Here is a 20953-nt window from a genome sequence, read left to right as displayed (position 1 = left end):
CCTGAATTTCAGAGAGCGCCGCGGGCTGTTTCGCACAGGCTTGCGCAAGTCGGTTTGTAATTCACCTTAAATCTGTTTGGCACACGAGCCGGCCGGGGGCGACACGGCTGCAGGCCGCTGATTCGACCGGTGATTCCGGGAAATCGCATTCCAGTGCCGCAATAAGGGTAAACCAGCCAATTGTATTTTTGGGAGGAACTAAGGTGGCTGAGTTTAAATCGGCATTTGTACGCTACCGCACAGTTGGCGCTTAAATGACAGTTCAAAATAGCTGATTTATTTGAAATTCGAGACTGCGATGTCGATGTTTTTGAGTTCGAAGTCGAATGAGCGACAGACATGACGATGAAGTCTGTAGAGCCCTACGTCGCGCGCCTGTTGGTAGTCGACGACAGTCCGGAGCAACTCAAATTGCTGCTGGAAGTGCTGCGCGGTGCGTGCTTCGAAATCATTGTTGCTTTCGACGGAATGCAGGGCTACGGTCGCGCCGTCGCACAAGCGCCCGACCTCATCCTGATGGACGTCCGCATGGACCGCACCGACGGCTTTGCAGCCTGTCGGCTGCTCAAGGCCGATCCGCTCACAGCGCACATTCCGGTGATTTTTCTGACGAGTTCCGGCGGCCTCGAGGAGAGGCTGACCGGACTGCGCGAAGGCGCTGTCGACTACGTGCTGAAGCCTTTCGAGCCGGCCGAAGTGCTGGCACGCATTCGTACGCATCTGCGCCCAGCGCTCCCCGCGCCCTCTGTGGCGGAACGGGCTGGAATTGCAGGAGTTGCCGGAGTTACCGGAGGTACCGGAGTTACGGAGGCGAGCACCGCTGCCGCAGCAGACACCGACCAGCAGCCCGACCATGTGCTGGTGCAAGCCGCCCTGCGCCAGGTCGAATCCAACCTGGCCAGCATGCCCACGCTCGCTGAAATTGCACGCCGTGTGGGCACGCACGAGAAGCGGCTGACCAAGGCGTTCCGCCAACAGACCGGCATGTCGGTGTTCGAGTTCGTGCGCGAACAGCGGCTCGGCCTGGCGCGGCGACTGCTCACGCAAACGCCGCTTGGTATTGCCGACATCGCTGCGGAGGCGGGCTTCTCGAGTGCCGCCAACTTCGCCACCGCATTCAAGGCCGGACTGGGTACATCGCCGAGCGAATACCGGGCCCAGCTGGCATCGCGGCAAAGGCCGTCTTGAGGCTGGCGTCGTCGCGGATCGAAGCCTGCAGCCTCGCTGCGCTGGCTTTGTTATCTGCGTTGTCGGCGCTGTCGATGCTTTCTACGTTCGCAGCGGCCAACACCGCAATCGCTGCAAGCGTGGCAACGCCATCCCCCGATACAGTGCAGGCCGCGGATGCCCACTGGCCGATGTCGCTCACCAGCCGCATCCAGATACTCGAAGACGCCACTAGCAGGCTCTCTTTGGAGGACGTACTGGCCAAGGCAGACCCCTTGCAGCCGGCCGCGGTCTCGGGCGCTTCGTCGCACTTCGTTCCGGCCACGACGAGCCTGCTCCAGCCAGGCTTCTCGCAGTCGGCCTGGTGGCTGCGCCTGCGCATCGCCAACGACGCCGGCAGCGAGCAACGCTTGCGACTGTTGCTGCGTTCACCTCGACTGCAGTACGTCGATTTCTACTGGAACATCCCTGGCGCGGAGCCCGCCGGCTGGCAGCACAGTCGCGCCGGCACCGCGGTCAGGGTCAGCGAGCAGGAGCCCGCGCGGCGCGAGCCTCTGCTGCCGATCAACCTCGACCCGGGCCAGCGCGCCGAAGTGCTGGTGCGAATTGCCAGTGCATCGAGCATGCAGATCCAGCCCTGGCTCTATCCGGCCGATGCCTGGCTCGACCGTGAAACGCGCGATGCGTTGAAGGACGGTGCGCTCATCGGCGGCCTGCTGATGATGGCCGCGTATTCGCTCGTGCTCTGGCTGCTGTCGCGCAGCGGGACGATGGGCTGGCAGTGCGCCGGTTTCGCGATCCTCGCCCTGTATGAGGGGTCGTTCCGCGGCTTGACGCGCTTCTATCTTTGGCCGGAAAGCCCCGTATGGGCTTCGCGTGCGCCCGGCGTCCTGGGAGGCGCATGCGTGCTGGTGCTGATGTTCTATCTGCACAGCCTGACGCTTCGATTGCGAACCCGGCCCACGGGGGGGCGTGGCTACTTCATTGCGCTGGCTGGAGTGCAGTGCGCGGTGTGCGTGGGCATGCTCGTCGGCAACTACTACGTCTTCACCCAGATCAACCTCGGCGTGTCGTTGCTCATCGTCGGCAGCCTCATCGTTGCGGGCTACCTGTACGTGCGTCGCGAAGGCGGCCACCACAAGCTGCTGCTCTGCGCCATCTTGTTCGCGCTGCTGAGCGTGGGCATTCGCACCGTGGGACTGCAGGGCGCGCTGCCGCCCATGCTGGCAGGCGTTCGCAACTACGCGACGGGGTTCACGACCGCTGTCGCCGCGCTGGTCGCGCTGGCGGTGTGGGCCTACCAGACCTCACAACAGCGTCAGCAGATCCAGCAAAGGATGATCGACCTCTTGAGCCGCCAGCACCATCGTCTGCGCCGTGCTGTGGCGCGTCAGACGCGGGCCCTCAACACCGCGCTGGCCGCAGCCGAAAGCAACTACCAGAAGCAGGTCCGCATCATGTCTTTCATCGGCCACGACCTGCGTGCGCCGCTTGCCACCATCGTCGGCTATGCACGTCTCATGCGGTACGACGAACCGTCGTCCCGCGTCGGCCGCGAGAGCCACCTGGACACCATCGAGCGCGAGGCGACCTACCAGCTCACGCTGATCGACGAGCTGCTCGAACATGCGCGCGGCGAGCGCGACCAGCTCACGTTGAATCCGACTGCGGTCGACCTGGCCGGCCTGCTGGATGCCGTCACGCAGCACGCGGCGAGCTTCGCAGCGCAGCAGCGCAACGCGTTCATTTTCGTGCCCGACCCGGCCGGACCGCGCTGGGTGCTGATCGATGCAGCGCGGTTGCAACAGGTGCTGCTTCACTTGCTGGCCAACGCCGGAACGTTCGCGCGCGATGGCTGCATCAGCCTGCGCGTCGGCTCGCGGCGCGAAACCGAGGGAGGCGACGGTGGCGACGGCGCCTGGCGATTGAGTTTCGAAGTGACCGACACCGGAACGGGGGTCGAAGCCGAAGACCTCGCTCGGGCCGCCGACAGCTTCGAGCAGGCCCAGCCGGTCGACGGCGCACCGGGGGTTCCTGGCAGCGGTGGCGCTGCCGGGCAAAGCAGTCTCGGACTCGGACTCTTCATCGCGCAGCGCATCGTGCAACGCATGGGCGGCGAGCTGTCGCTGCGGTGCGACGCGGGACGTGGGTGTCGTTTCAGATTCGAGTTGCTGGTGCCGGAGGCCGAGCCTTTGCCGGCTGCTACACCGGCGAGTCCCAGCGCGCCCGCAGCGCCGGTTGCGCCCACTGCATCGCCCATGCCGATCGGCGAGCCCGGTGATTTTCCGACCGCCGATGCGCTGGCACGGCTGCATCGCCTGGCAGGCGACGGCCAGTGGAGTGCGATCGACGATTGGCTGGCGCAAACGCTGATGGCACAACCGGAATGCAGCGGGTTTGTCGCCGCCGTGCGCGCTGCCTTGTCGGCACTCGATTTCGATCGCATTCAGCGCATGGCGACACCGTCGCTGCCCGAGCGCGCTGCCTGGCCCGCTACCTGAATCGATCGAGGCCGACGATCGATGCGGTGGGTCTACAGCTCGACGAAGTTGCTTTCCACTGAGATGCCGCCTTCGGTGTTGAGTACGAAGGTCAGGTTCTTGGTTGTCGATTGGCCGGACTCGCCATCCGTTTGCACCAACGCCGAGGCGCGATCGTCCCCGGCCTGGTCCAGGCGCGCGTAGAAGTGCGAAACCGTGATGCCGTCCAGATCGGCGAGCGGCTTGAGGAACGCGATGAACGCCGTTGCCGTGATGCCGTCGTCTTGAATGGCGCGCCAGTGTTGCAGCAGCGTGAGATTGGAAGCGTGGCGCGCCTGCGCTGCATCGAGCGCTTCGACGCTGCCGATGTTCTCTTCACCGCAAATGACATCCAAGCCATCGAGAGGCGACGGATGAATCGAGTCCTTGTTGTTCATTGTGTTTGCTACAGAGTTCGCCATGCGGTCAATGCGCGAACCTCGCGTCCGACCGACGTTGCGCGTCGGGCGCATTGGCCGATGGGTCGGTCAGGATGAGCACCGCGCGGTAGGCGGCGCGGCCGGCACCCTTGGCGTCTTCGGCCAGCTGCTTCCAGCTCAGCGCCCGCTCCAGCGGCGTCGGCGCGACAGACGTGGGCCGCACCAAAGCGTTGGTGATTTCCAGCAGGCCACCGACCGAGGTCATGCACAGCTCGATGGCGTCCATCTCGGAACGCGTGATCTCGGTGCCTGCCGTGGTGGCGGTGGACAAGGCATGCGAGCCCGTCTGCTCCCGCACAGCGGCCATCGCATCCTGCAACGCCAGGGCTGCAGCCTGAATCAACGCGCTGGCTTCTTCCCTGGACGCGTTGTCGGCACAGCGGTACTGCATCGGCTTTGTGGTGGCTTCCGAAAGTGGGGCGAAAAGGCAGTTCATGAGCAGCTCCATCAGGTGTCGGCACGCAGTAACCAAAAGGGCTACCGGGGGTTGAACAGATTGTTGGCCGCCTGAAAAGGCGCGACCTTTGAATGCGGGCGGAAACCATTGATTGACGTTTGCTTTCGGGGGCGGATCGCCCGATCCGTGATGAATTGCGTTGAATGCCTGAACCATTGCGAAGCGATCCACGTCGTCCGACAGGTCACCTCCATAGCCCTTAAGCGCTAGACCTTCTTGCGAATAGGCGGGTCGTGCACCCCTCCCTAGACTTTCCGGACGAGGTCTGAGAGGCGCGCATTTTCGCGGCGTCGAAGTACCGCCAGCGCGGAACTGAGGGCCGCGCGTGGGGGTCGAATGGAACGGTATTCGAAGGTGGGTGGGGCATGCATCGCGCGCCGATGGATTGCGCGTGAAATGGCATTGAATGCGATCGTGGTGGTCCTGGTGTCCTTGACTCCATTGCAACCCGCATCGGCACAGCAGGTCCTCGACGCAGAGGCCGCTGCCAGCAAACAGGAACAAGCCCGCCTCGCCGACACCGACACGCTGTTCGCGCTCACCAACGACGGCGCCGTGCTGTACGCCAACGATGCCGTCAAGCTGTCGGGCTATCAATATTGCAGCCAGGCCGTCGCGCTCGCCGAGGCCGGTGAATTCCGGCAAAGCGTGCGGGCCGCCAGCAAGGCGCTGCACCTGGCCAACACCACCAGAGACCCCAACCTGCTCGCGATGGCCAACCGCGATCTGGCCATCGTCTACAGCTACTCGGGCCAACTCGACAAGGCCGAAGACTTTGCCCGCGAGGCGCTCAAGTACCCGGCGCGCGAACCCAAGCTGGTGGTCGGTCCCGCCAACAAGGTGTTGGGCGATGTGCAGACGCGCCGCGGCGATTATTCGGGCGCGGTGCGCAGCTACGACGTCGCGCTGGCCAACAGCTCCGAGCGCTACATGCCGCTGGTCAAGTCGTCGCTGGTCAATGCGTTGATCGAGTCGGGCGATGCGGTGCGCGCGCGCGAAGTCATCGGCACCATCGCGCCTGCCAAGGAGCCGTCGCTCGCAGCCCAGTTCGACCGCACCCGCGCCCGCCTGCTGCTGGCCGAAAACAAGCCGGCCGAAGCGCGCGATTTGTACCGGCAACTCACCACGCGCACTGTCGGCACAGACACCGGCTACTACCAGCTCTGGGCATGGGACGGCGTGGCCCGCAGCGAGCTGGCGCTGGGCCAGAAGCAGGCGGCGGCCGATGCCGTCGGCCATGCGCTCGGCGGTGTGGACGCAGTGCGCTCGCGCTTTCGCAGCGAAGAATTCAAGATGGGTTTGTTCTCCGATCTGCAGTCGGTGTTCGAGCGTGCCATCGGCTTGTACGGCGATGTCGGCGATGCACGGCAGGCCTTCGAAGTTAGCGAGCACAGCCGCTCGCGTGCGCTGCTCGACGCGGTGCGCGGCCGTGCTGCGGTGTCGGGCGAAGCTGTGGCAACGGTCGACCTCGCGACGCTGCAAAAGACGCTCAGGCCCGACGAGCGCGTGGTGCAGTTCCACTCCCTGCCCGACCGTTTGCAGGTGTGGGTGGTGAGCCCGACCGCCATCGCCGAGAAGAGCGTCGCCATTTCGCGCGACGACCTCACCGAAGCGGTCGAGTCGTTTCGCAATTCCGTCGTGCGCGGCCGGCGCACCGCCATCGCCACCGCCGACAAGCTGGGCGCGCAACTGCTGGGGCCGCTCGACTTGCAAGACGGCCAGCGGCTGATCGTGGTCCCGCATGGGCCGCTGCATTACCTGCCATTCCAGGCGCTGCGGCTGAACGGTCGTTACGTGATCGAGACGCATCCGGTGTCGGTCTCTCCATCGATGAGCATCGCGGTGCAACTTGCGCAACGCAGCCCGCGCGTATCGGCATCGCTCACCGCTTTCGGCAATCCACGCATCGACGAAAAGTACGAGCTGCCCGGCGCCGAGATCGAGGTCAAGCAACTGGCGCAACTGTTCCCGCGCAACAACCTCTACATCGGCGCGGCCGCCACCAAGACGCAGTTTCGCGATATCGCATCGCGCTCTCCGCTGATGCACGTCGCGGCACATGCCGAGGCCGACCAGATCGATCCGCTCTATTCGCGCATCTTGCTGGCCAACGAAAACGGCAAGCAGAACTTCTTGGAAGCGCACGAAATCCTGGGACTGCCGATGCAGGGCACTGCGCTCGTCACGCTCTCTGCCTGCGAGTCGGGCCTGGGCCGTATCGCGCAAGGCGACGAAGTGCTCGGCTTCACGCGGTCGTTTCTGTCGGCCGGCACATCGAGTCTCATCGCCTCGCTCTGGCCGGTGTCCGACGACGCCACCGAGGTGCTGATGACAACGCTCTACACCGAGCTCTCCAAAGGCCGTGACGTGCAGCTTGCCATGCAGGCAGGCCAATTGGCCGTCTTGAAGAACCCGCGCATGTCGCATCCATTTTTCTGGGCCCCGTTCAACCTGATCGGCAATTGGCGCCTAACGGTCGGAGGAGCCGGAGCATGAAGCGCTCGCCACTCCTGATCTCGATGCTGATGGCCTTCGGCGCTCATTACGCGCAACTGTCGCACGCTGCCGATGCTGTGCTGCCGCTTCTGCCGACCAAGGACCCGTGCAGCAGGTGCGATCGGCCGGTGGCACAGGCTGGGTCTACTGGTTCGGCCACCAACCCGAACAGCCAGTCACTGCCCGTCGCGCCAACGCCGACAGTGACCGCCTTCCGGCTGAACGACCTTCGCCTGAATGGCGCGCAGACGCTGTCGAGTGACGAACTCAAGAGCGTGACGCAGCCCTACATCGGGCGCGACGTGACGCTCGGCGACCTCGAAGCCTTGGCGCAGGCCATCACCGCGCAGTACCGGGCGCGGGGCTACTTTTTGGCGACCGCCATCGTGCCGGTGCAGGCGGTGCGTGATGGCATCGTGGAGATCAGCATCATCGAAGGGCGGTTGGGCAAGGTGGAGGTCAACGTTGCCGCCGACGCGCCGATGAGCGAAGCACGTGTGCGTGGATTCCTGAGCGGGCTCGCGGTTGGCGAAGCGGTCAATGCACCGGTCTATGAGCGATCGATGCTGCTGCTGTCGGACCAGCCCGGCATCCGTGTGTCGTCGGGCTTGCAGGAAGGCACCCAGACCGGCACCACCGATCTGTCGGTCGACGTCGTGGCTGTGCCGCGCTGGGCCTTTACCGCCGAGGCGGATAACCACGGGACGCTCGAATCGGGCCGCTACCGGGTCGGCGGGACGGCACGCTGGCTGAGCCCTTTCGGCATCGGCGACAACCTCGACCTGCGGGTGATGGTTTCCAACAGCAATGCGTTGCAGTTCGGCCGTCTCGCGTACGAAGCACCCATCGGCACCAGCGGCCTGCGCGCCGGCATCGGGCTGTCGCGCGTGGCCTATGCGCTGGGCGGAAACTTCGTCGACCTCGATGCCAGGGGCACCGCCAACGTGCTCGATTTCGCGCTCAACTATCCATTGATCCGGCAGCGGCAGCAGAACCTCTTCTTGCGGCTCACGGCCGATACAAAAAACCTGACGGACGAAATGCGCGCCGTCGACTTCACATCGAAAAAGAAGGTGCATGGCCTTGGCCTCGGCTGGACATGGGAGCGCCGCGACGACGTGCTGGGCGGCGGCTACTGGGCCAGCTCGGGCACGCTGTACCGCGGCTCGCTGCGCATCGAAGACGAGATCAGCCTGCAAAACGACGCGAGCAGTGCGGGTCGCCATACCGAGGGCAGTTTCAGCAAGGGGACGTTCCAGCTGTCGCGCCTGCAATCGATCGTCGATCGGCATTCGCTGTACCTGTCGGTCGGCGGTCAAGCCGCTAGCAAGAACCTGGATGCGTCGGAAAAACTGTCGCTCGGTGGCGCGCGCGCGGTGCGGGCCTATTCGTCGTCCGAAGCATTGGTCGACCAGGGCCTGATCGGCACCGTCGAATGGCGCTGGTCGTACAACGCCGAGCTCAGTCCGTTCGCTTTCTACGACGCTGCGCGCGGCAAATACGCGCGCAGTCCGACCGCCTTCGACGGGCCGAACAACATCAGCTTGCGCGGCTATGGCCTCGGCGTGTCATGGGCGCGTTCAGGCAACTTCGCGATCAACGCGACGCTCGCCTGGCGCGACGGCACGCGTCCTGCACAGTCCGACGGCGGTGGCCGCAATCCGCGCTTGTTCGTGCAGGCGCAGAAGAGTTTTTGACGGGACGATTCGCATGAAAAAAACTTCTTCGTCCCTCCGAACGAGGCGTCCGTCGCATTGGCGATTGCGTCCGCTGGCCCTGTCGCTGGCCTGCATCGGCATGGCGCCGGCCGGCGCGCAGACCGTGCCGACCAACGCCACCCTGGGTGCAGGCGCGGCCACCGTGGGCGCGCCCATTGCCTTGCCAAACGGCGGCCTTGCGCTGGGCATCAACCAAACGTCGCAGCGCGCTGTCCTCAACTGGCAGACCTTTTCCATCGGTGCGCTGGACCGCGTCAACATCGCTCAGGACAAGGGGCCGACGAGCGTGCTGCTCAACCGGGTGACCGGCGCGCAAGCCTCACAAATCCAGGGCCAACTCAACGCCAATGGGCAGGTCTACTTGGTCAATCCGAATGGCGTCACTTTCTCCAGCACCTCGCAGGTAAGCGTGGGTGGCCTGGTGGCTTCGACGTTGAACATGGTCGATGACGCGCAGTTCAGCGGCTTCATGTCGGGCACGTCGAAGCAATTCGCGTTCGAGCTCCCCGTCGGAAAAGCCGGCACGGTACTCAACCAGGGCACCATCACCGCCGCCGATGGCGGCATCGTTGCGCTCATAGGCGCCCAGGCGCGCAACGAAGGTTCGATCAACGTGGCGCGCGGGTCCATCGGGCTGGCGGCCGGGCAGCGGGTCACGCTCGACTTCGACGGCGACGGCCTCACCAGCTTTCATGTCGACCCGACCGTGTTAGCCGCCAGCGCCAGGGCCGAGAACGCGGCCAGTGGCGTGCTGTCGGCCAGCGGCGGCCGCGTGGTCATGGTGGGCGCATCGAGCGCCGCTGAAACTGTGGTCAACCAGGCGGGGATCGTGCGCGCGCAATCCATCAGCAACCGGGGCGGCGAGATCATTCTTGGAAGCAGCGGCGGCGCGGTCGGCAATGCCATCGTGATGTCGGGGGGTCAACTCGACGTGAGCGGTGTCGAGGCCGGAGTGGCGGGCGGCCGCATCGACGTGCGCGCGCCTTTGCTGCGCATTGCCGCCGGCACGTTGAATGCGGGCGGCGCCACGGCCGGCGGCAGCATCACGACCCAAGCCGCCATCGTCGAAGTCGGCCGAGGCGTCGTGATCGATGCGCACGGTGGCAGCGGCGCCAACGGCAACTGGACGCTGGATTCGGGCCGCACGCTGGTCGTCACCCAGGCCGACCCCATCCCCGACGCCTCGGTTGCCATCCAGCCTTTCGGCACATCGAAGCTCGCCGATTCGACATTGGGGGCCACGATGGGTCGCGCCACCGATGTGGTGCTGGCTTCGCATGCGCTGCCGCAGCAGGTCGCCAACTTTGGCGGCGGCGTGCAGTTCGACAACGGCTCGCAAGTCATCAAGACCGAAGGCCGTGCATCGCAGTTGACCGTCAACTCGGATCGAAGCGTTGTCATGGACGCGAATTCGGCACTGCGCTCGACCGCCGGCGCGCTCAACATCGATTTCAATGCCGACGCCAGCGGCGTGCTGTTGCCCGCCACACCGGCCGTGACCGACCGCAACGACAACAACCAGCGGGTCGGCAATATCTCCATCTCCGGCACCCGCATCGAAACCGCTGGCGGGAACCTGCGGCTCTACGGGCAGAGCGATGCGGTCAACGGACGCGCACTGGGCGCCACTTCGAGCAGCGGCGGCGGCGTGGTCAACGGCGTCACCATTTCCGACAGCGCCATCTCGACGTGCGCGCAGGCGGGCGGCGTATGCGGTGGCAGCGGCAGCATCCTGGTGCGCGGGCAAGGCGCGACCGCGGGTGGTACGGGCCAGACCGTGGTGGCGGGGCCGGGCGTGCGCGTCGATGGCGGCAGCTTCGAGACCGGCAGCGGCACCATTTCAATGGACGGCCGCGGCGGGCTGGCGCAAACCGGCGTGACGATCACCGGCCTCTTCGGCGAAGCCTTCACGACACCCTCGTCGTTGCGATCTTCCAGTGGCGACATCACGCTGGTCGGCAGCACCCGAAGCTGGACGGCCGGCGAAACCAGCGGCACGCTGCAAAACGTCAACGGCGGCTCGGGTATCGAACTGGCGCAGGCCGGCATCGCGACCGGCGGCAACGTCCGGCTCGACGGCAGCGGTGCCGACCTTACCGGCCTGATGAACCAAGCGGCCTTTCAGACGGCCGCGGCCGCAGCGAACAACGGCGCGGGGAGCACGTTCGATGCATCGAACGGCGTCACGATGGCCGATTCGAGCATCGTCGTAGGGGCAGGCAAGTCGCTCGACCTGCTGGGAACGGCGGGCAGCCGCGGTTTCTCGGTCACCGGCAACAAGGCGCCCGTGCTCACGCTCGATGCCAACGACGCCTTCGGTGTGGTGGTTCGCGCCAACGCGTCCAACGGCCTTCAGGCCGAAGGGGGGCGCATCACGATCAATGGTCGTGGCAGCGATGTGGCGCTGGCGCAATTCGGTGGTGACGCAGGCCCGACCTTCGGCATCCAGCCGCCGGGCGAATCGATTCTTGGCGCGCAGCCACGCACCCTGCTGTCGACGCGCAGCCAGACCATGGCGGGCGGCAACATCGCGATCAGCGGACGGAACGTCGTGATCGCCGGCAGCGGCACCGCGGCGGTCATCGACAGCGGCGGCGCCGGGCAATCGGGAAACATCGCTGTCACCGGCACGGCCGTCGGCGGCGTCAACGCCAGCGGCATCGTGGTGATCGGCGACACGGTCGAGCTGAACGCAAGCGCGACGTCGGCCGTCGGCAATGCCGGTCGCATCGACGTGGTCGGCGACAAGTCGCTCTATGCGAACGGCCGCCTTTCTGCGCGGGGCGGTTCGGCAGGCGGCAATGGTGGCCGCATCGAAACCTCGGCGCCCGCGTTGCAGCTGCAAGGGATTCGGGTAGATGCCTCGGCATCGGCCGGCCAGGCCGGAAGTTGGGTGATCGACCCGGTGGATGTCACCATCGCCCACGGCGCTGCCGCAGGCACATTGCCGACCAATCCATTCGTGCCGCTCGTTGCATCCACCGTGCAGGACGGCGACATCAACTTCGCGCTCGACAACAACACCGGCGTGACCATCACCACCGGCACGCCGGCGCCGACCACGGTCGGCAACGTCACCTTCGGCCTCAACACCGTCATCCAGCGCACCAGCGCAGGTGCGCCGGTGAAGTTCGAGATCGACGCCAACGCGGGCATCACGGCCTTCAACCCGACGGTGATCCAGTCGACCGGCGGTGCGCTGGACGTGGTGCTCAGTGCCGGCCTGGGCGGCGTCGGCGGCAACGTCGACTACAGCGGACAGATCACCACCAACGGCGGCAGCGTGTCGATGACCGGTACCAGCCTGTTCGCCACCTGCGGCGTGTGCCTGACCAACGCGAAAGTCGACACGCGTGTCGGGCAAAGCGATGCCAATGCAGGCGGCGCGGTGCAGCTGATCGGCACACGCAACCCCGGGGCTTACTTCTTTCTGGCGCCGGCGGTCGTCGGTCTCACGGGCTCGACGATCCAGAGCGCAACCGGTGACGTCACGCTGTCGGGCATCAGCAATGCCACTGGCACCGGCGTGCAACTGATCTCCAACTTCAACGGGACGGACAGCAGCATTTCCACCACCAGCGGCGCCATCCGGATCACGGGCGTCGGGAACTCCTTGTCGGGCAGCGGTGCACCCACGGCAGGGCACGGCGTCGAGATCAACGGCGCCACCGTCCAAAGCGTCAGCGGCAACATCAGCGTGCACGGCCTGCGTGCGGTACAGACGCCCGACTCGCCTGTCGGCAACGGTGTTCGCATCGTCAATGGCGGCAGCGTTACTACGCTGGGCGCGGGCAACATCGAAATCACCGGCGAGTCGCAGATCGCGGATGCCGGCATCTTTATTCAAGGGCCCATCGGCACGGGCATTCCCATTCCTGCATCTCGCGTGGCGGGCGGCGGCAACGTGGTGTTGCGCGCCGCGAGCGGCGGTGCGGCCGATGCACTGGCCGTTGGCGGCGCCGTCAACGCCGGCGGCGTGCTCGACCTCCGACCCGGTGGCGTCGATGCGGCAGGCAACGCCGCCGACCGCATCGCCAACCCCATCACGCTGGGTGGCGCGGCGGCCAACGGCTTCGCTGTCAGTGCCGACGAACTGACGCGCATCACGGCCGGTTCGATCGTGGTCGGCAGCAACACGCAGGCCGGCAACATCGACGTGGTCGGGCCGCTGGCCATGGTGTCGCCGCTCACGCTGCAGAACGGTGGCGGCGGCAACATCACGCTCGGCGCATTGGTCAGCGCACCGCAGCTCGGCCTCTTGAGTGCCGGCAACATCACGCAGGCGGCTGGCGCCGGCATCGCCGCGGGCACGCTGCTCGCGCGTTCGACCGGCGGCAATGTGCTGCTCTCGTCCGCGGCCAACGATGTCGGCGTGGTGTCGGGCGGCGCTGCCGGACGCTTCGACTACACCGATGTCAACGCGGTCACGGTCGGCAATGCGTCTGTCATCGGCTTCGATGCAGCGTCGAACACGCCGCAGGCGATCACCGCAGGTTCGATGGCGGCCGATACGGTGTTCTTGCGCACGCTGAGCGGCGACCTCTCGCTCAACACCAGTGTGACGAGCGGCAGCGGTGCCGATCTCGTGGCCGCGGCGCGGTTCCAGAACCTGTCGGCCAACTCCATCGCCGGCGCACCGTGGCGGGTGTGGGCCCAGACATGGATCGGCGAGACACGCAACGGACTGAGCGGCTCCGGGCCTCTGCCCAATCTCTACCACTGCGCGTACCTCGGGTTGTGCAGCGTCGGCGTGACGCCGGGCGACAACCATTTCATCTATGCGCAGCAGCCGACGGCCACGGTGGTCATCGGCAATGCCACTCGACCGGGTGGCTTGCCGAATCCGCCGTTCATCTACAGCCTGACCGGGTTGATATTGGGCGATACCGGGTCGAGCTTTGCCGGTGCGTTGTCGTCGCCCGCCAACGCGTCGAGCCCGCCAGGCGCGTACCCGATCAACGGCGCCTTTGCGTCGGCCGCGGGCTATGCGGTCAACGTGGTGCCGGGCCAGCTCAACGTCGGTGCGGTGCCTGCACCTTCGACCGCGCCGGTGTTCGTGTTGGCCCAGTTGTCTCGATTGCCCAAGCCCGATGTGCTGCGCGAGATGCCCGACAGCTGGATCTACGACCGCAATATCGGCGCGCCGCCGATCTGTTTCGCCACGGGGCCGCTGGATGGCGAGCGTGCACAGCAAGGCGGCGACGTGCTCGCCAGCGAATGGTCTCGCGTGCGCTCCCGGCCCAACCTCACGAGTTGCGTCGACACCGAGCGGCGTAACGGCTGCTCGGACTTCTAGGGGCCGAGGTCTGCGGGGTCGGGTGCGGCCAGCAGCGCGGCATAGGCCTGCTGCGCGCCAGCCTGCAGCGTGCCGCGCTGTTCCAACAACGCGACGCAACGCAGCGCCAGATCGAAAGAGCCATAGCAGCTGTGCGCGATGGCGGCGAGCTGGCGCAACTGCGCATCGCTCATGGCGTCGGGGCGCGTGAGATCGCGCACGTAGACGATGTCGGCCTCCAGCAGTTGACGCAACCCGCGGCCGCCGTCGCCGGGCACCACCGCCGGTGCGATCGGTGCCTGCTTGATCTGGTCGTAGCAATGCGGCATGAAGCCCTGGCGGCGCAGTTCTCCATCGATCTCGCCGAAGGGCGGCTGGCCCTTGTACAGCGTGACGAACGAGACTTCGGTGTGCACCGCGACCGCTTCCCGCAGCTTCGTGCGGCCGCCCTGCAGCACCGCGAGTTCGCTGCCCTGCACGTCGAGCTTGATGAGGTCGAGGTGCGTGATGGTGTCGAGTGCGTCGAGGCGGTGGGTCTGTATGGACACCCGCTGCAGCACCTCCGCCAGCGGCTGCAGCCCGGTGAAAAGCGCGAGTGCCGCAGGGTCGGGTTCGAACAGGCTGGTCATGCCGCTGCCCCGGCAAATGTGCAGCGAGTGGACGGCGCCGTCGCCCAGTGCGTAGGGCAGATAGCGCGCCAGCGGACCCTGGGTCGCCTGCAGCGTGTCGAACGCATCGGCTTGCGGTTCGAAGCCGGTCACGCGGCACCTGCCAGCCGCCAGCATCGACGCATAGGGCGGCTCGCCGTCGATCGGATTGGCGCCGACGTCGACGACCTCGGTCAGTCGTGCCGGCGCGATCAGCGCGTAGATGCCGGTGGTGTTCATGTGTGCGACAGGTAGCGCGCGAAGTTGCCCGTGTAGGTGCGCTGTCCCTGGTGCGCGAGGTTCGATTGCGTGTCGATGACTACCTGTCCGCCTGCGGCACGCCAGCGCCGACAGAATGCGAAGTCTTCGCTGAGGTAGCGGCCGCCGTCCGGCTCTTGCATCGTGTCGAAGAAGCGGTAATGCGGCCAGCCGGCTTCGGCTGGGTCGTCGCTCGCATCGGGGGTGTAGCGCAGCTCGGAAAACTGCGACGCCATGCGATCGAACACGCTGCGCTCGATCAGCATGAACCCGGTCGGCGCCTCCGCCACTTCGACAAAACCATCGGCATCGGCTGCGTGCGTTCCGGCCAATGCATTGACCGGAAAGCGTGCGTAGCGGGCCTCGAAATCCGCGCGTGTGCTGCCCGCAGGCAAGGCCGCTTCGAGTCCTGCGCCGGGCCAGCCATCGCGCTTCTGCGGATAGATGCCCGCCACCACATCGCGCCCCGACAGCAGCAGCCGCAGTGCCGCCTGCGGCTCGAAGCCGATGTCGGCGTCGATCCAGAAAAGATGTGTCCAGCGCGTGTCGGCCATGAACTCGGCGACGAGCCGATTGCGGGCGCGGGTGACGAGGCTGTCGCCATCCAGAAATCGCGTCTGCATCGACATGCCGTGCGTCCAAGCGGTGTTGACGAGCCCGAGCAGGCTGCGCACGTAGATCGAGGTCAGCACGCCGCCGTAGTTGGGCGTTGCGACGAACGGACGAATGTTCTTCAGCGCGGTGAGATCGAGCATCGGCGAATTGTCATGCTGTCTTCTGCCGACGTGTCGACAGCAACGCTCGCAGTTTGGCCGGCGCCACCGGCTTGGTCAGCAGCATGACGCCACCTTGCCGGAGCCGCTGCAGCACCTCCGGCCCGGTGGCGCCCGACACCAGCACCGCCAGCGCATCAGGCTGCAGCTTGCGCGCGGCTTCGATGACGGTCATGCCGTCTTCGTCTCCTGCCAGTTGCAGGTCGCACAGCAGCACGTCGAAGCGAGTGCCGGGCTCGCCGAGCAGCGCCACTGCTTCGCCGAACGTCGCGGCCAAGTTCACCTGGCAGCCCCATTGCTCCAGCAGCATGCGACTGCTTTCGAGGATGGCCGGATCGTCGTCGACCACCAGGCAACGCAGGTGCGCCAACGCCGACGGCGCGACCGGTTGCGGCATCGGCGGTGTGACATCGGCGAGCCGGGCTTCGGGCAGGTCGAGGCTGAAGGTGCTGCCGTTCTGCAAGGCAGAGCGCACCGCGATGCGGGTGCCGAGCAGCCTCGCGATACGTGCGCAAATCGCCAGCCCGAGACCGAAGCCCTGGCGCCGATCGCGCTCGGTGTTTGCGACTTGGTAGAACTCTTCGAAGATGCGGCTCTGATGGATCGGCGCGATACCGACGCCGTTGTCGCGCACCTCGATGCGCACTGCGCCTCCGCGGCGTCGCGCCATCACCAGCACCGTGCCGTCGAGTGGCGCATGCCGCACCGCGTTGCTCACGAGGTTGCCGACGATGCGCAGCAGCAGTGCAGGGTCGCTGCGCACCGCCAGATCGTGATCGCGCCAGACCAGCCGCACGCGCGCTTCGCTGGCTTGCGATGCGTGCTGCGCTTCGAGCTGATCGAACAGCATCGCGAGCGACACGGCGGTGATGGCGGGCGTCAACACCTGTGCATCGAGGCGCGAAATTTCGAGCAGGTCGTCGAGCAGCACGCCCATGAATTCGGTGCTCTCCTGCAAGCGTTGCACGGCGGGCCGCTGCGTTGGCGTGGCAGTCGGCATCAGGCCATCGATGAAGAGGCCCATCGCGTGCAGTGGTTGCCGCAGGTCGTGGCTCGCCGCAGCCAGAAAACGTGCGCGCGACAACGCCGCTTGCTCGGCCTCGGCCATGCGCTGCAGTGCCACGGCGGTGGCTTCGCGCACGCGCTCCTCGCTGACCTGCTGGTTGCGCTGCAGCCGCTCGGCGAGCCGGTTGATGTCGTGCGCCAGGTTGGCGACTTCGTGCGTGCCGCGCGGCACCGATCGGGCGCCTTGCTCGCCCTCCGTCGCGCCGCGTCCGACGACGTCGCAACGCGCATCGAAGTTACCGGCTTCGAGCGCCGCCACCGTGCGCGACACGCGGCGCAATGGCGATGCCACCGCCCGTGCCATGTGCCGCACCGACGCCCATGCGGCGAGCAACGCCACCAGCGCGATGCCGATGCCGGCCATCAGCGAGCGCGTGCGTTCGCGGCCGTATTCGGTGGTGTCGCGAAAGGTCTGCACCACGCCGATGGGCGCATCGCCTGCGGCCGTCGAGCCCTCGGGCGCGAAGGCGCTGGCACGCGAGGCTTCGCGCACCGTAACGGGTGCGGTGAACATGCGCAGCCGCTCCATCGGTGCGGTGCTTGAACCAGCGGTGACGAAGACGCCAGCGCTGTTGCTGATCTCGATGCGCACCACCTGGCCGCCGCGCAATGCCGCGTTGGCCACGTTCTGCAGGGCCGGCACATCGCCCGCATACAGGCTCAGGTCGGACATGGCTGCGACCTGTCGCGCCACCGCCTGGCCTTCGGCATCGAAAGCGCTTTCGAGCGTGCGCAGGCGACTGTGGGTGAACCACGCGGTGAGTGCGATGGCGACCGCGGCGCACGGCACCACGCCGAGCCGGATCAGGTCGCGCTGCAGATTGCCTTGCACGACGAGTGGACGGCTTTGCGAGCGCGACGCTTGCGCCGCAGCGGCCACCGGCGCGGAGTGCGCTACACCCGGGCTCGGCGCGGTCATCGAACGGCAGTCAACCGGTCGGTCAGCTCCCGCTCGTCCGGCACGCGCAAGTTGAGCCCGCGCGCCACCGTCGAGTTGACGCGTACCGTGGCCGGCATCGCGGCTTCGACCAGCACGCCGGCTGCGTTGGTGCCCGCACCGTTACCGCCAGCGCCGCTCACCAGCTTCAGGCCCATGGTGCGCGCCTGCATCGCCAATTGCGATGGCGTCGACACCGCGGCGGCCAGGCCACCGGAGCGCACCAGACCTTCGTTGGCGCCGAACACCGGGAGCCCCGCACCGGCGCCCGCGTGCAGCACCGCGAGCGTCGCGGCCTGGCTGTCGCCGATGAGGTCGGGCAGCACCATCAGCGCATCGTTGCGCGTCAGAACCGCACGCAGCGCGGCGCCGAGCGACTTGGCATCGGGCGCGTATTCGATCTGCAGGTCCCAGCCCTGCGCGGCGCGCTGCAGTTCGCGCAGCAGCGGCTCCGACTCGGCCGTGGCAACGACACCGAGCCGCCGCTTGCCAGGCAACACCGCATCGACCAGCACCAGCTGATCGGCCATGGCCGGGTCGCGCAGCAGCACGCCGACGCGGCGGTCGGGCCGCTTGAATGAGGGGCTGGTTTTCAGGCCTTCGTAGTCGAGCCGCGTCAGCATCACGAGCAGCAAGGGCTCATGGCCCGGCCGCTCGATAGCCGCGCGTGCGGCGCTCGGGCCGACGGCCATGGTGATGTTGGTGTCGGCGGGAACGATCGGGCTCGCGGCAGCGCTGGCGCGCATGCTGCGGGTTCGCACGCCGGTCACGACGCTGCGCTCTTCATCAGCGGTTGCGGTTGCGATGGCGGTCGAGGCGGCGGAGGCAGTCGACAGGTCGGCGCCGCCGTTCGACATCCGCACCACGTCGAAGCGGCTGTTGGGGTCGCGCGCATCTCGCGTCTCGCGCAACTGCCGCAAGAACTCGGTGTGCGGCGCGGTCTCGTCGGCTATCAGCACCGTCAGCCCGCCGGCGTGCGCACCCCCGCCGAACAGTGCGGCGCCCACAGAGGCAACGCCGACGCCGAAGCGCAACGCACGCAGAAGCGTCCTGAGGTGATTCGCAAACATGGGCAGCACGATGCAGCTCAATGTACGGACCCGGCTCATTTCACGCGATAAGGCAGAAGGCCGGTGTCGCGCGTCCAACGGTGGCGTTGCGATGTCGGGCGGCAACGGGTCGCGGCCTGTCGGTCTATGCCCGATGGACTAGCCACCTGCACGACATGCTTCAGATCGTTTCGCGCACTGCCGCCAACTGCGCCGCGATGGCCTGTCGCAAGGCTCGCGGCGCTACCGGTTTGTAGAGCACGGCGACTCCGGCGGCAGCCACTTCGCGCAGCCGGTCGGGCTTGGTTTCTCCGGTAACCAGCAGCCGTGCTGTCGCCAGCCGGATGCCGCGCGGATGCCGCTCGAGCGCGGTGATGACGTCGAGCCCGTTGTCGCCACCCTGCAGCAACAAGTCGCTCACCACCACGTCGGGCGGGCTCTCCCAGCGGTCGGCCAGCGCCAGCGCTTCGGCCCGGCTTGCCGCCGCCAGCACGGTGGCACCCCAGTTGCTCAGCACCACCTGCAGGCCTTCGAGAATGGTGCGCTCGTCGTCGATGACCAGCACCCGCACGCCGTGCAGATCGGCCTCTTCGTCGTGCCCGCCGAGCGTGGTGCCGCCCACCGGTTGGTCCAGCGAAGCGGTGGGCGCCGCGCCGCGCACCAGCACGCGGACCGACGTGCCTTTCTTCGGCCGCGAGATCAGGTCGACCCGCGTGTTCAGCAAAGACGCCAGCCGCTGCACTGTCGCCAACCCAAGGCCCATGCCGCGCGCGCCACGGGTCGCCTGCTTGCCCTGGTCGACTTGGTAGAACTCTTCGAACACCTTCTGCTGGTGCTGTGGCGCGATGCCGATGCCGGTGTCCCACACGTCGATGCGGACGCCCTTGCCGCGCCGCCGAGCGCCGATCAGCACGCCGCCCTCTGTCGTATGGCGCAGCGAGTTCGACACCAGGTTGTTGAGGATGCGCGAGAGCATCACGTAATCGCAGCGCACCCATGCGTCCGTCTTGCGCACCACCAGCCGCAGGTTCTGCTGCTCGGCCACCGCGCGAAAGTTGCGGCTGATTTCGTCGAAAAGGCGGTCCAGCGGAAAGTCGGTCCATTGCGGCTGCAGCACGCCGGCATCGAGTTGCGACAGATTGAGCAGCTCCGAAAAAAGCCGGTCGAGCGAGTCGACGCATTCCTTGATGTGCTCGATGCGCTGCAGCCGCGACGGATCGGTTTCGCCGTTGGCAAGCCCGTCGGAGAACAGCGTGAGTGCGTGCAGCGGTTGCCGCAGGTCATGGCTGGCAGCGGCCAGCAAACGCGTCTTGGCCTGGCTCGCGATTTCCAGCTGCTCGTTCTTGCGCGCGAGCTCGGCGGTGGCGTCGCCGATGCGGCTTTGCAGCATGCGCTGGCTTTGCACCAGTGCGCTCGCCGCCTGATTGAAGCCGCGCTGAAGTCGACGCACTTCGGTCGAGCCTTCGACCGACACGCTGGCGTCTTCGCCGGCGCCGAGCCGGTCGACGGCTTCACCCAGCGCCTTGATCGGTGCGCTGATACGACGCGCCGCCCACCACCCCGCGAGCCCGACGCCCGCCAGGCTGGCGGCCAGCACCACCAGCACGTTGAACCACACCGCCTTGCGCACCGCATGCACCGCGTCGAGGCTGATCTCGACCATCACCTTGCCGATGCGCGCACCGTCTTCTCCGACGATCGGCACCACGGCGCGTAAGCCCTCGTCTCGCGTGCGATCGACCGTCTCGGAGTTGGCGACGATTTCGCCGTCCTCCGACCAGATCTGCACCTGTTGCACGTGCGGTTGCGCGATGCCGGACTGCGCCGTGCGCAGCAGGGCCCGCCGGTCGAGGTGGGTCAGCGGCTGTTGCGCCAGCGTCGCGACCTGCAGCGCCACGGTCTGCGCATTGGCGCGCATCAGGTCGGTCACGCTCGTCAGGTGCTGACCGGTCAGCACGCCGATCGCGCCCAGCGTGGCAACCGTCGCGGGCAGCAGTGCCAGCAACACGAGCTGTTGCGCAAGGGACAGGCGGGGCAAACGCGAGAAAAACGTCACGAATCTGTGGCCGAGTTGGTATCTAATTGTGTTCCGCACAGTCCCCCTTTGAACAGCCCCAATGCAGGCCCCTGCCACAGCCGCCCCCACTGCCGC

Annotated in this window: 12 protein-coding genes; 5 read left to right on the top strand and 7 right to left on the bottom strand. The window is 66.7% G+C overall.

The annotated features are described in order from the left end of the window. The first annotated feature begins 339 nt into the window (after positions 1–339). Both QN413_RS24560 and QN413_RS24555 read left to right on the top strand, forming a co-directional pair. Positions 340–1188 (top strand): DNA-binding response regulator, encoded by an 849-nt coding sequence (locus QN413_RS24560; RefSeq protein WP_323499230.1) that lies wholly within the window; start codon positions 340–342, stop codon positions 1186–1188. Between the two features lie 74 nt (positions 1189–1262). Further along, positions 1263–3668, top strand: a complete 2406-nt coding sequence (locus tag QN413_RS24555; RefSeq protein WP_323499229.1) for a sensor histidine kinase — start codon at positions 1263–1265, stop codon at positions 3666–3668. A gap of 32 nt (positions 3669–3700) precedes the next feature. On the opposite strand, the gene QN413_RS24550 is transcribed toward QN413_RS24555, so the two are convergent. Both QN413_RS24550 and QN413_RS24545 read right to left on the bottom strand, forming a co-directional pair. Further along, a complete protein-coding gene (locus QN413_RS24550; protein WP_323499228.1) occupies positions 3701–4084 on the bottom strand; it encodes a hypothetical protein in 384 nt (127 codons plus the stop codon). Between the two features lie 28 nt (positions 4085–4112). Beyond that, a complete protein-coding gene (locus tag QN413_RS24545; protein ID WP_323499227.1) occupies positions 4113–4562 on the bottom strand; it encodes a hypothetical protein in 450 nt (149 codons plus the stop codon). A gap of 417 nt (positions 4563–4979) precedes the next feature. Here QN413_RS24545 and QN413_RS24540 point away from each other — a divergent pair, with 417 nt between their 5' ends. Genes QN413_RS24540 through QN413_RS24530 form a run of 3 tightly spaced genes read left to right on the top strand, consistent with a single transcriptional unit; the run spans position 4980 to position 14093 of the window. Continuing rightward, positions 4980–7079 carry a CHAT domain-containing tetratricopeptide repeat protein gene (locus QN413_RS24540; RefSeq protein WP_323499226.1) on the top strand — a complete coding sequence of 700 codons (2100 nt, stop codon included), beginning with the start codon at positions 4980–4982 and terminating at the stop codon, positions 7077–7079. Further along, entirely contained in the window at positions 7076–8776 is a 1701-nt protein-coding gene (locus QN413_RS24535) for a ShlB/FhaC/HecB family hemolysin secretion/activation protein (RefSeq protein ID WP_323499225.1), read from the top strand. Before QN413_RS24540 ends, QN413_RS24535 begins: the two co-directional genes overlap by 4 nt. Positions 8777–8789: 13 nt before the next feature. Continuing rightward, the gene (locus QN413_RS24530) at positions 8790–14093 is read left to right on the top strand and encodes a filamentous hemagglutinin N-terminal domain-containing protein (RefSeq protein ID WP_323499224.1); all 5304 of its coding nucleotides are present in this window, start codon (positions 8790–8792) and stop codon (positions 14091–14093) included. Here the strand turns inward: QN413_RS24530 and QN413_RS24525 are convergent. The 5 genes from QN413_RS24525 to QN413_RS24505 all read right to left on the bottom strand — a co-directional run bounded on the left by QN413_RS24525 (position 14090) and on the right by QN413_RS24505 (position 20857). Further along, positions 14090–14959 carry an FkbM family methyltransferase gene (locus tag QN413_RS24525; protein ID WP_323499223.1) on the bottom strand — a complete coding sequence of 290 codons (870 nt, stop codon included), beginning with the start codon at positions 14957–14959 and terminating at the stop codon, positions 14090–14092. The genes QN413_RS24530 and QN413_RS24525 overlap by 4 nt on opposite strands. Continuing rightward, positions 14956–15732 carry a hypothetical protein gene (locus QN413_RS24520; RefSeq protein WP_323499222.1) on the bottom strand — a complete coding sequence of 259 codons (777 nt, stop codon included), beginning with the start codon at positions 15730–15732 and terminating at the stop codon, positions 14956–14958. Before QN413_RS24520 ends, QN413_RS24525 begins: the two co-directional genes overlap by 4 nt. Positions 15733–15742: 10 nt before the next feature. Then, on the bottom strand, positions 15743–17734 hold the full coding sequence (locus QN413_RS24515; protein WP_323499221.1) for an ATP-binding protein: 1992 nt from the start codon (positions 17732–17734) through the stop codon (positions 15743–15745). Next, entirely contained in the window at positions 17731–18822 is a 1092-nt protein-coding gene (locus tag QN413_RS24510) for an ABC transporter substrate binding protein (RefSeq protein WP_323499251.1), read from the bottom strand. Before QN413_RS24510 ends, QN413_RS24515 begins: the two co-directional genes overlap by 4 nt. 160 nt (positions 18823–18982) lie before the next feature. Continuing rightward, positions 18983–20857, bottom strand: coding sequence for a hybrid sensor histidine kinase/response regulator (locus QN413_RS24505; RefSeq protein ID WP_323499220.1), 1875 nt, complete (start codon positions 20855–20857; stop codon positions 18983–18985). Between the last annotated feature and the right edge of the window lie 96 nt (positions 20858–20953).

Source organism: Variovorax sp. LG9.2, assembly GCF_035018885.1.
In the GTDB taxonomy this organism is placed as follows: domain Bacteria; phylum Pseudomonadota; class Gammaproteobacteria; order Burkholderiales; family Burkholderiaceae_C; genus Variovorax.
Note: the sequence above shows the minus strand (reverse complement) of the source record. Positions and strands in the feature narration are given on the sequence as shown.